At 58.5% G+C, this 8,428-nt stretch carries 7 protein-coding genes; 4 read left to right on the top strand and 3 right to left on the bottom strand.

Features of this window, described 5'->3' with window-relative positions:
• Positions 1 to 87: 87 nt before the first annotated feature.
• The 3 genes from ACW5W8_RS19690 to ald form a co-directional block, all read right to left on the bottom strand.
• Positions 88 to 348, bottom strand: coding sequence for a response regulator (locus ACW5W8_RS19690; RefSeq protein WP_498629758.1), 261 nt, complete (start codon positions 346 to 348; stop codon positions 88 to 90).
• A 100-nt stretch (positions 349 to 448) separates the two neighbouring features.
• Positions 449 to 1,399, bottom strand: coding sequence for a thioredoxin-disulfide reductase (trxB, locus tag ACW5W8_RS19685; protein ID WP_498629756.1), 951 nt, complete (start codon positions 1,397 to 1,399; stop codon positions 449 to 451).
• Positions 1,400 to 1,583: 184 nt separating this feature from the next.
• Positions 1,584 to 2,699 (bottom strand): alanine dehydrogenase, encoded by a 1,116-nt coding sequence (ald, locus tag ACW5W8_RS19680; protein ID WP_498629754.1) that lies wholly within the window; start codon positions 2,697 to 2,699, stop codon positions 1,584 to 1,586.
• A gap of 150 nt (positions 2,700 to 2,849) precedes the next feature.
• Between ald and lrp the strand changes: the two genes are divergently transcribed.
• The 4 genes from lrp to ACW5W8_RS19660 all read left to right on the top strand — a co-directional run bounded on the left by lrp (position 2,850) and on the right by ACW5W8_RS19660 (position 8,163).
• Positions 2,850 to 3,341 carry a leucine-responsive transcriptional regulator Lrp gene (lrp, locus tag ACW5W8_RS19675; RefSeq protein ID WP_005300047.1) on the top strand — a complete coding sequence of 164 codons (492 nt, stop codon included), beginning with the start codon at positions 2,850 to 2,852 and terminating at the stop codon, positions 3,339 to 3,341.
• A gap of 202 nt (positions 3,342 to 3,543) precedes the next feature.
• Positions 3,544 to 6,060 (top strand): DNA translocase FtsK, encoded by a 2,517-nt coding sequence (locus ACW5W8_RS19670; RefSeq protein WP_498629751.1) that lies wholly within the window; start codon positions 3,544 to 3,546, stop codon positions 6,058 to 6,060.
• Positions 6,061 to 6,140: 80 nt separating this feature from the next.
• The gene (lolA, locus tag ACW5W8_RS19665; protein WP_498629749.1) at positions 6,141 to 6,749 is read left to right on the top strand and encodes an outer membrane lipoprotein periplasmic chaperone LolA; all 609 of its coding nucleotides are present in this window, start codon (positions 6,141 to 6,143) and stop codon (positions 6,747 to 6,749) included.
• Between the two features lie 76 nt (positions 6,750 to 6,825).
• The gene (locus ACW5W8_RS19660; RefSeq protein WP_498629747.1) at positions 6,826 to 8,163 is read left to right on the top strand and encodes a replication-associated recombination protein A; all 1,338 of its coding nucleotides are present in this window, start codon (positions 6,826 to 6,828) and stop codon (positions 8,161 to 8,163) included.
• Positions 8,164 to 8,428: the final 265 nt, after the last annotated feature.

Here is an 8,428-nt window from a genome sequence, read left to right as displayed (position 1 = left end):
AATGTCAGCCCGGCGGAGTTTAACAAGAGGTATTGGAGAACTGCTCAGGCTGCTTGATCCGGGACTGTCCGATCTTGTCAGGACACCTCATCTGGAGTCTTCGTTGAGGTTAGCCGTGAGGATTATGACAGGAACGTTGCGAGCCAGTAATGCGCTGGCAGCTTCACCATTTGGTGCATCGGGCAATGTCAAATCGACCAGCGCCACAAAATAGTCATCATGGTGCTTGGTCAGACACTCGGCCAAGGTATAGACCGTATCCACTTCCAGATTGAGATGCTGGCGGATGGCTTGGGCCAGCATACGGCTGATGGTCTGACTATCTTCCACCAGTAGGAGTTTGTTCATTAGGCGAGTTCCTTGCGAGAGTGACGTTCTGTTCCATAAGGCAAAAGGTATACCGGAGTATACCTTTTGCCAGTCATCGCGCCGTTAGGGCAGAGAGTTCTTATTGCGCGTCGAGGTAGCGTTCGGCATCGAGGGCTGCCATGCAGCCGGTACCGGCAGAGGTGATCGCCTGACGGTAGTTGTGGTCGGCCACGTCGCCGGCAGCGAAGACACCTTCAATGCTGGTCTGGGTGGCAAAACCGTCGAGGCCGCCACGTACCTTCAGATAGCCGTTTTGCATCTCCAGCTGGCCATCGAAGATCTGGGTATTGGGCTGATGGCCGATGGCGATGAAGACCCCCATCAGCGGCAGCTCGCTGGTGCTGTTGTCCTGAGTGTTGCGCAGGCGCACACCGGTAACCCCCATCTGATCCCCCAGCACTTCGTCCAGAGTCTGGTGGGTGTGCAGCACGATATTGCCGCTTTCGACCTTGTCGTGCAGACGCTTGATCAGGATCTTCTCGGCACGGAACTCGTCGCGGCGGTGGATCAGGTGCACCTTCTTGGCGATGTTGGCCAGATACAAGGCTTCTTCAACAGCGGTGTTGCCGCCGCCAATCACGGCCACTTCCTGATTGCGGTAGAAGAAACCGTCACAGGTGGCACAGGCAGAGACACCGCGCCCCTTGAAGGCCTCTTCGGAGGGCAGGCCCAGATACTTGGCGGAGGCGCCGGTCGCGATGATCAGGGCATCGCAGGTGTACTCGCCGTTGTCGCCCTTGAGACGGAACTGGCGCTGAGTCAGTTCGACACTGTTGATGTGATCAAACAGGATGCGGGTATCGAACTTCTCTGCATGCTCTTTCATGCGCTCCATCAGGGCCGGGCCGGTCAGGCCTTCCGGATCACCTGGCCAGTTCTCCACTTCGGTGGTGGTGGTCAGCTGACCCCCTTGCTGCATGCCGGTGATGAGCAGGGGATTGAGGTTGGCGCGGGCGGCATAGACGGCCGCGGTGTAACCGGCCGGGCCTGACCCTAAGATCAGCAATTTGCTGTGAGTGACTTGGCTCATGATGTCATTTCCGGGATGTGATGAGTTTGCGCGATTGTAGGTAATTCGTGATCCGGGGTCAAAGGCTGGTGAGTCGATTGCACTAATCGTGTTCACAAGGGGTGATGTGCAAAATAAAGGAATAAAAAAACCGCCCATCGCGGGCGGATTTTCACTCATCTCCAACTGGCGAGGCCAGCGCAGATCAGTTCAGCAGGGTCAGGGGATCCGTGTAGGCAAGGCCATGTGCCACGGCCACTTCCTTGCAGGTGAGTTTGCCCTCCATCACGTTGAGCCCGTGCAGCAGGTTGGGATCGCTCAACAGTGCCTGACGATATCCTTGCTGAGCCAGCTTGATGATAAAGGGCAGGGTGGCATTGTTGAGCGCCACCGTCGAGGTTCGGGCCACCGCCCCTGGCATGTTGGCCACACAGTAGTGCACTACCTCATCGACGATATAGGTAGGATCTTCATGGGTGGTGGCGTGGGAGGTTGCCACACAGCCGCCCTGATCGATGGCCACATCGACGATGGCAGAGCCCGGCTTCATGCGCGCAATATGGTCGCGGCTGACAAGTTTTGGCGCAGTGGCGCCCGGTACCAGCACGCCGCCGATGACCAGATCTGCGGCCAGCAGATGGCGCTCCAGGGTCTCGCTGTTGGAGTAGACAACCTTGGCAGCCCCCTGGAACTCGTTATCGAGACGACGCAGGGTATCGACGTTGTTGTCGAGAATGGTCACATCCGCGCGCAGGCCAATGGCCATGCGGGCGGCATTGGAGCCGACTACGCCGCCACCGATGATCACCACCTTGGCCGGTTCGACCCCGGGCACACCGCCGAGCAGCACTCCGCTTCCGCCACGTGATTTTTCCAGCGCCTGGGCTCCTGCCTGAATAGACATGCGACCGGCCACTTCCGACATGGGGGCCAGCAGAGGCAGGCCGCCACGGCCGTCGGTGACGGTTTCATAGGCGATGCAGATGGCGCCGCTTTTCAGCAGGGCTTCGGTCTGGGGCAGGTCTGGCGCCAGATGCAGATAGGTGAACAGGGTTTGACCCGGACGCAGCATGGCACATTCGACAGGCTGAGGTTCCTTGACCTTGACGATCATCTCGGCTTTGGCGAAAACCTCTGCCGCAGAGGCCAAAATTTCGGCACCAACAGCGATATAATCTGCATCGCTAAAGCCAATGCCGTTTCCGGCACCGCTTTGGACGAAAACAGTATGGTTTCGTGCTGTCAGTTCACGTACACTGGCCGGAACCATGCCTACGCGGTATTCATGGTTTTTTATCTCTTTAGGTACACCGATAATCATGCTATCCCTCGTCTATAGATTGGTGTTTCATGTTGCCAAAATGTTAATCAACATTTGCGCCTAGTATATTCAGGTATTGACAGGATTTGTGACCATAATTATAAAATAACTGGTGATTCTTACCAAAAAATAGCCAAAGGATGGAATAAAATGATGGAAGCTAAGAGTCGGCTAAAGGATTTGGACAGGATTGACCGCAACATTCTCAATGAACTGCAAAAGGATGGCAGGATTTCGAATGTTGAGTTGTCCAAACGAGTTGGCCTGAGTCCTACACCGTGTCTGGAACGGGTTCGCCGCCTCGAGCGACAAGGTTATATCGAAGGATATGCCGCTATTCTGAACCCTCATTATCTGGACGCATCTCTGCTGGTGTTTGTAGAGATAACTCTCAATCGCGGGGCGCCTGATGTATTTGAACAGTTCAACAAGGCTGTTCAGGTGCTCGAAGAGATCCAGGAGTGTCATCTGGTTTCCGGCGACTTCGACTACCTGCTCAAGACCCGAGTCAGCGACATGTCGGCTTACCGCCGTCTGTTGGGGGAAACCCTGCTGCGTCTGCCCGGTGTCAACGACACCCGCACTTACGTGGTGATGGAAGAGGTCAAGCAGAGCAGTCGTCTGGTGATCAGCACCCGATAAAGCAGGTTATGCCGTGGTTTCTTTTCCATATGAGACACCATGACAGTCAGAAACGAGCGGCCGGTCCGCTCGTTTCTTCTTGTAAAGATAATTGCAAATATGGCCCCGTCCCATCAGGCACAGGCTGACAATCGATGGGCTTTTCGGGGATACTAGGCCCCCTTATTTCCTGCATTATATGTTTTCAGAAAGGAGCCGGAGTTTGGCCGATAAAAAGCTGTTTACTCCTTTATCAGGTACACAACGGATCTTCGAAGCCGTCTTGATCGCCATCACCCTGATGGCCGCTTATCTTCTGCTTGCCCTGTTGTCCTATCATCCCGCCGATCCCGGTTGGTCCCAGACCTCCTGGCAAGGAGAGGTGAAGAACCTTGCCGGTAGTGCCGGTGCCTGGCTCGCCGATATCACCATGTTTACCTTTGGTGCCTTCTCCTATCTGGTGCCGCCGCTGGTGGTGCTGCTGGGCTGGAGTCTGTTCTGGCGCCCGAGCCGTCTGCTCGATGTGGATTACCTCACCCTGGGGGTGCGGATCATCGGCTTTATCCTGACCGTGCTCGGCATGTCGGCCATTGCCAGCATGAACTTCAACGATATGCAGAACTTCTCCGCCGGTGGTCTGGTGGGGGATGTGATCGCCTCCGCGGTGGTGCCGCTGTTTGGCGGCGTCGGGGCCAACCTGATGCTGCTCTGCTTCGTGGCAACCGGCATCACCCTGTTTACCGGCTGGTCCTGGCTCACCATCGTCGAGCAGATCGGTGCGGCCTGTACCGGTTCGGTCAGCGCTGTTTACCACTTCCCGACCACCCTCGGCCGCTGGTTGACCGGTGGCTGGCGTCAACCCCGCAACGAGGGGCCGGATCCCTTGCTGGAAGGCGGGGTAGGGACCATCGCGTTTGATGATGAGGAAGATGAGCCGCATACCAGCTGGACTCGCAAGCCCAAGGCCAAGAACCAGAAGGCTGCCGCCGAAGAGTGGCTGCCGGAACTCGACGACGATACCTTCGAGTTCGATCCCCAGTTTGATGATGAAGAGGACGAGCCAGCTCCGGCTGCCAAGCCGAAACGTGCGGTGGCGGCTGCCAATGGTCGCCGTCAGCCGGTACTGGCTGTGGCCGATGACGATGATGAGGACGATCTGGATCTGCCGTGGGCCGAAGGGGACGACGAGGTTGCCGCGCCGGTAGCCGTTGCACCGACCAAGCCCAAGCGTCGTCCGCAGTCAACAATGCCGCCGTTGCCAAGTATCGAGCTGCTCGACCGTCCACCCGCCAAGACCCAGATGATGAGCAAGGATGAGCTGGATCGCATGGGCCGTCTGGTGGAGGCCAAGCTTGCCGACTACAACGTGCAGGCCAAGGTGGTGGGTGTCTATCCGGGTCCGGTCATTACCCGTTTCGAGCTGGATCTGGCGCCGGGCATGAAGGCGAGCAAGATCACCAACCTCTCGCGCGACCTTGCCCGCTCTCTCTCGGCCAGCAGCGTGCGGGTGGTGGAAGTGATCCCGGGTAAAACCTATGTCGGTATCGAGCTGCCCAACCGGGTGCGCCAGACCGTTTACCTGCGCGAAACCCTTGACTGCGATGCCTTCCGCGATAGCCGCAACCCGCTCACCATGGGCCTGGGTCAGGACATCGCCGGTGAACCGGTGGTGGTGAACCTCGCCAAGATGCCTCACCTGCTGGTGGCCGGTACCACAGGTTCCGGTAAGTCGGTGGGGGTCAACACCATGATCATCTCGATGCTCTACAAGTCATCCCCCGATGACCTGCGCTTCATCATGATCGATCCCAAGATGCTGGAGCTCTCGGTCTACGAAGGGATCCCGCACCTGCTGACCGAGGTGGTGACCGACATGAAGGATGCCGCCAACGCCCTGCGCTGGTGTGTGGGTGAGATGGAGCGTCGTTACAAACTGATGTCGGCGGTCGGGGTGCGTAACCTCAAGGGCTACAACGACAAGGTGCTGGCCGCCATCGAGGCGGGTGAGCCCCTGCTCGACCCGCTGTGGCGTCCGGGCGACTCCATGGATCAGACGCCGCCGGAGCTGGAGAAGCTGCCCCATATCGTGGTGGTGGTGGACGAGTTTGCCGACATGATGATGATTGTCGGCAAGAAGGTGGAAGAGCTGATCGCCCGTATCGCCCAGAAAGCGCGTGCGGCCGGTATTCACCTTATCCTTGCAACCCAGCGTCCGTCGGTGGATGTCATCACCGGTCTTATCAAGGCCAACATCCCGACCCGTATTTCGTTCCAGGTGTCGAGCAAGATCGACTCGCGCACCATCATCGATCAGGGCGGTGCCGAATCCCTGCTCGGTATGGGCGACATGCTCTACATGCCGGCCGGTACCTCCAACCCGACCCGGGTACACGGAGCTTTCGTCGATGACCACGAAGTGCACAAGGTGGTGGCGGACTGGAAACTGCGCGGCGAGCCGAACTACATCGAGGAGATCCTCTCCGGTGAGTCGGGTGGCGAAGGTGGCAGCGGCGAATATGGCGGTGGTGGCGATGAAGAGCTCGACCCCCTGTTCGACGAAGCGGTCGCCTTCGTGGTGGAGTCCCGCCGTGGCTCGACCTCCAGCGTCCAGCGCAAGTTCAAGATTGGTTATAACCGGGCAGCCCGTCTCATCGAACAGATGGAGGATCAGGGCATCGTCAGCTCACCGGGTGGCAATGGTCAGCGCGACGTGCTGGCACCGCCGCCGGTGCGGGACTAAGCCTCACCGTTTCATACTATCCCTGGCCATGCCCTCCGCGGGCGTGGCCTTTTATCGAGAGCGTCTTTATGAAGAGCGTGATGAAAAAACAACTGTTGATGGGTACCGTGCTGCTGATGGCCAGCAGCCAGGTGTGGGCCGATGCGGCCAGCGATCTCAAGCAGAAGCTGGCCAGTGTCAGCCTCTTCTCCGCCAAGTTTTCCCAAACTGTCTATGACAGCAAGGGCAAGGAGCTACAAAAAGCAGGCGGCGATCTGTTAGTGAAACGCCCGAACCATTTCAACTGGCACACCACCTCGCCGGATGAGAGCCTGATCGTGGCCGATGGCAAGGATGTGTGGGTATTTGACCCCTTCGTCGAGCAGGTGACCGCCCTCAAGCTGAAGGATGCGGTGCTCAACACCCCCTTCGTCCTGATCACCGGCAATGATGACAAGCTCTGGAAAAACTACGACGTGACCCAGCAGGGGGATGTCTATACCGTCACCAGTCGTAACAAGGATGAGCTGATCGCCTCGTTCCGCGTTACCTTCGATCGCGACAACAACATCAGTCGCTTCGATGTGAAAGAGGCACAGGGGCAGTGGACTGAATTCACCCTGAGCAGCTTCAACCGCAAGCCGGTGCTCAAGGGTAACGAATTTGTTTTCAAGATCCCGAAGGGGGTCGAGCTGGACGACCAGCGCTAATGAGCAAGCGGTCGTTGGATTGCTCGCCACTGCGCCAGTCAAAGGCGAGTGGCGTGACGCTGGGTGGTCAATACAGATGAGTAACTTGTCGCTGGATTTCTCATCGGACTTTCGTCCGCTGGCGGCCCGGATGCGGCCGCAAAACCTCGACCAGTATATCGGTCAACAACATATCCTGGGGGCTGACAAGCCCCTGCGCAAAGCAATCCTGGCGGGGCACTGCCACTCGATGATCCTGTGGGGCCCGCCCGGTACCGGCAAAACCACCCTGGCGGAGCTGATGGCCCACTACTGTCAGGCGGAGGTGGAGCGACTCTCGGCGGTCACCTCCGGCATCAAGGAGATCCGCGCCGCCATCGACAAGGCGAAGGAGAACAGCTGGCGTGGGGTGCGCACCATCCTCTTCGTGGATGAGGTACACCGCTTCAACAAGAGCCAGCAGGATGTGTTCCTGCCCCACATCGAAGATGGCACCATCACCTTCATCGGTGCCACCACCGAAAACCCCTCGTTCGAACTCAACAACGCACTGCTCTCACGAGCCCGGGTCTATCTGCTCAGGCGACTGGAGGAGAGCGATATTCTCGCCATGCTCGATCAGGCGATGACTGATCCCCGTGGTCTCAATGATCCGGCCCTCACCTTCGCCCCGGGCGTCAAAGAGGCGTTGGCCAAGGCAGTTGATGGAGACGGGCGTAAATCCCTCAACTATCTGGAGCTGTTGGCCGACATGGCCGAAACCGACAGCACTGGGGCGCGGGTGATCGACAGTGCCCTGCTCGCTGCCGTGGTGGGGGAGCACGTGGCCCGCTTCGACAAGGGGGGCGATCACTTCTACGACCTCATCTCGGCGGTGCACAAATCCATTCGCGGCTCGGCGCCGGATGCGGCGCTCTATTGGTACGCCCGTATGGTGAGCGCCGGTTGCGATCCCCTCTATATTGCCCGCCGCTTGCTGGCGATTGCCTCGGAAGATGTGGGCAATGCCGATCCGCGCGCCATGCAGGTCGCCCTGTCGGCCTGGGATTGTTTCCATCGGATCGGTCCGGCGGAAGGGGAGCGGGCTATCGCCCAAGCGATCGTCTATCTCGCCTGCGCCCCGAAAAGCAATGCGGTCTATACCGCCTGGAAGGCGGCGCTTCATGATGCCAAAAATCTCCCTGACTTCGAGGTGCCGGTACACCTGCGCAATGCGCCGACCAAATTGATGAGCGATCTGGGCTATGGCGCCGAGTATCGCTACGCCCATGACGAGCCGGGCGCCTATGCTGCGGGCGAGCAGTATTTCCCGCCCGAGCTGGCGGGCAAGCAGTACTACCAGCCCACCGATCGCGGCCTTGAAAAGCAGATTGGCCAGAAGCTCGATTACCTCCATGAACTGGACAGGCAAAGTCCGCAGCAACGGGGCAAATAGCCCCTTTGTTACCTCGCATGGCTGAAAATTGGTCAGGCGTTTGAATATGCAGGACGGTTTGCGTGCCAAAGTCGGTAAAAACGACACAAATAGTCCCTGTTCGGGCGGGGGGGCGGTCTGCTACACTGCCCGTCTGACCCCGCTTGTCTTGGCCTTGCGCCATCTTCTTGATCTCGAAGGCCTGATTGTTGAGGCCCGATTCTGAAGACGATTGGGGTGCGCCAACCGATGTTAACTTCCGGATCTGTTTCCCAGCCCGTCATGA

Source organism: Aeromonas aquatilis, from assembly GCF_054052405.1.
The sequence above is the reverse complement of the archived record's forward strand: the minus strand, read 5'-3'. Positions and strand labels throughout refer to the sequence as shown.

Bases quoted from the DNA above. Each gene is read 5' to 3' on its own strand.
- ald (WP_498629754.1), bottom strand. From the start codon at position 2,699: ATGATTATCGGTGTACCTAAAGAGATAAAAAACCATGAATACCGCGTA.
- ACW5W8_RS19690 (WP_498629758.1), bottom strand. From the start codon at position 348: ATGAACAAACTCCTACTGGTGGAAGATAGTCAGACCATCAGCCGTATG.
- ACW5W8_RS19660 (WP_498629747.1), top strand. From the start codon at position 6,826: ATGAGTAACTTGTCGCTGGATTTCTCATCGGACTTTCGTCCGCTGGCG.
- lrp (WP_005300047.1), top strand. From the start codon at position 2,850: ATGATGGAAGCTAAGAGTCGGCTAAAGGATTTGGACAGGATTGACCGC.
- trxB (WP_498629756.1), bottom strand. From the start codon at position 1,399: ATGAGCCAAGTCACTCACAGCAAATTGCTGATCTTAGGGTCAGGCCCG.
- lolA (WP_498629749.1), top strand. From the start codon at position 6,141: ATGAAAAAACAACTGTTGATGGGTACCGTGCTGCTGATGGCCAGCAGC.